2 protein-coding genes are annotated in these 2,451 nt (G+C 61.2%); both read left to right on the plus strand.

The window, feature by feature from the left end; all coding sequences use genetic code 11:
• Positions 1 to 528, plus strand: a 528-nt coding sequence (locus CKO28_RS27240; RefSeq protein WP_200344617.1) for an IS66 family transposase, incomplete at its 5' end; no start/stop codon positions are given.
• 17 nt (positions 529 to 545) lie between these two features.
• Positions 546 to 2,168 (plus strand): ATP-binding protein, encoded by a 1,623-nt coding sequence (locus CKO28_RS29240; protein WP_200344619.1) that lies wholly within the window; start codon positions 546 to 548, stop codon positions 2,166 to 2,168.
• The last annotated feature ends 283 nt before the right edge of the window (positions 2,169 to 2,451 follow it).

The following is a 2,451-nucleotide window of genomic DNA, read 5'->3' on the forward strand; positions in this document are numbered from 1 at the left end:
TTCGCCGCGCAGACCGGGCACGGTGAAAGCCGGCAGCTCTGCCTCGCCCACCTGCTACGGGACGCGCAGTACGCCATCGACGCCGGCGACACGGTGTTCGCCCCGCCGCTCAAGGACCTCCTGCTGCGTGCCGTCGATATCGCCCGGCGGCGCGAGGATCTCCAGAAGAGCACGCTCTACCAGTACCGATGTCGCCTCGACCGCGAACTTGACGACTTGGTCACGCGGCCATCGGACAGCCACGCAGGTGAGAAGCTGCGCGGGCAGATCCGGCGCGTGCGCTGCGAGCTGTTCGTGTGCGTCACCAACCCGGGTGTGCCGGCGACCAACAACGCCAGCGAGCGCTACCTCCGCCCGGCCGTAATTTTCAGGAAGATCACGCAAGGCTTTAACGCCGAATGGGGCGCTGCTTTCTACGCCGGCGTGCGCTCCGTCGTCGACACCGGCCGCCTATACGGCCTGAGCCCGCTCGCCGCCATCCGCCGGGTCCTCGCTGGCCAACCTATCATGCTCCAGGCCACCGCCTGACCTACTTGCCGGCGGGGGTGAGCAGTCACGCACGCGTTATCACGGAGTATAGTGACCGGACATTTCAGGCGGTCGATATTGTTCTCCAACAACTGGTAAATCGTTATGAGGTCACGCCTTGGGCGGACATCACGAACAACCAACCCATCTGGCGTCACCTCAATGAGATAGCTGAAGAGCTGCCGCAACTTCGCTCGATATGGTTCATCGATCAGAATGGATACATGCAAATATACTCGGGAAAATGGCCAACACCACAGCACGATTCGATCGATCGGGGCTACTTCAGCGCGCATGCGTTCAATGCAACAGCAGGTTTGCATCTCGCTAAACCGCTTGCCGGGAAGTACACGGGACGGTGGTTCGTCCCTGTCAGCCGCCCCTTCATGGCAGCAGAGCACTCGTTTCGTGGCGTGATCACGGCTGCCGTGGAACCGGCATACTATATCCCGAAACTTCGCGAGCACAGCGTATGCGATAGCTGTTCGGTTACGGTTGCCCGGCGTGATGGTGTCGTTCTGATGGGCGCCGATCCGGATAGTGGCGTCATCGATCCGGCAGACGTGCCAAAGCAGCGCCTGGCAGCCGACGACGCGCAGGCGACCGGCGGGCTGGTGCCTTCGGTTTTCGGGTCGACGGCGCTTGACGCGCGCATGACCAGCGAGCTGTACGGTCTTCTCGTGCAGGTGACGGTCCCTCATGGGGCGGTGACAGCGCTGTGGTGGGAGCGCACGAAGTACCTGTTTCTGATCGGTGGCCTTGCCGGTCTGGGTCTCGTCTTTTTGTTGTTCCGCGCCCGGGCTTACGAGCGGGCGCTGATCCGCGCGCGGACAGAGGCCGATAGCGCCCGTGCCGCTCACGATCAGGCGAACAATGCCAAATCCGAGTTTTTGGCGACCATGAGCCATGAACTCCGGACACCGCTCAATGCTGTGCTCGGCTTTGCTGAGTTGATCCGGGACGAGGCCATGGGACCGGGCAACCCGCGTTACCGGACCTACGCAAGCGATATCCATGACAGCGGCAGCCACTTGCTATCGCTGCTCAATGATATTCTGGATCTATCGAAGATTGAGGCCGGCCGTCTCGACCTCGAAGAGGTACCGGTTAGCCTGGACGATGTATTTTCCAGCACACGGAAGCTGACCATCGGCAGGGCCTCTCAGGGACGCGTTACCCTTGACATTAGAGAGACAGGCTTCGTTCTGAGCGCCGATGAGCGTGCGCTCAAACAGATGCTGCTCAACCTCGTCACCAACGCGATCAAGTTCACGCCGCGAGGCGGCCGGGTGACCGTGAGCGCGATCGCCGACGACAAGGCCGTGCAGATCCGGGTCGAGGACACCGGATGTGGCATGACGCCGGAACAAGTCGCACAAAGCCTGGAGAAGTTTGGGCAAGCGAACAAGCCAGATCAGCGGCATGGCGAAGGAACAGGGCTCGGGTTGAACGTTACATCTGCGCTGGCCGAACTTCACGGCGGTGACCTTCTGGTCGATAGCGTCCCGGGCGAAGGAACACTCGTCACCATAGCTTTGCCACCGGAGCGCCTGCTAGATAATCTTGAACCATGCCTCGTCTCTGAGGCGAATTCAGACGGTCAAGGCGTTCGAGAATTCGCCGAAAAGGAATGTATGTGAATGTGTCCGATGGCAACTCTTGGCCCCGTCCCGGCCCATGCTAAGAAATTCGGGCGCGTCCGGGGTACCTCGGAGAGCGGCCGTCGCGGAAAACAACTGTTGGCGTTGATCAGCTCTTCGCACGAGAGGGACCTTGGAACCTCTCAGCCTGGATGCCAGGGGAATCGGGTGAACGGTTATGCGGTCACGAGGCTGGCCAGGAAGTCGTCGTCCCAGGCGGCACATTTGCGTCGCAGGCGAATAGACTTTGTGCCAGGAGCGTTGCGGAAAAGGTTGTGGGCGA

Source organism: Rhodovibrio sodomensis (assembly GCF_016583645.1).
In the GTDB taxonomy this organism is placed as follows: domain Bacteria; phylum Pseudomonadota; class Alphaproteobacteria; order Kiloniellales; family Rhodovibrionaceae; genus Rhodovibrio; species Rhodovibrio sodomensis.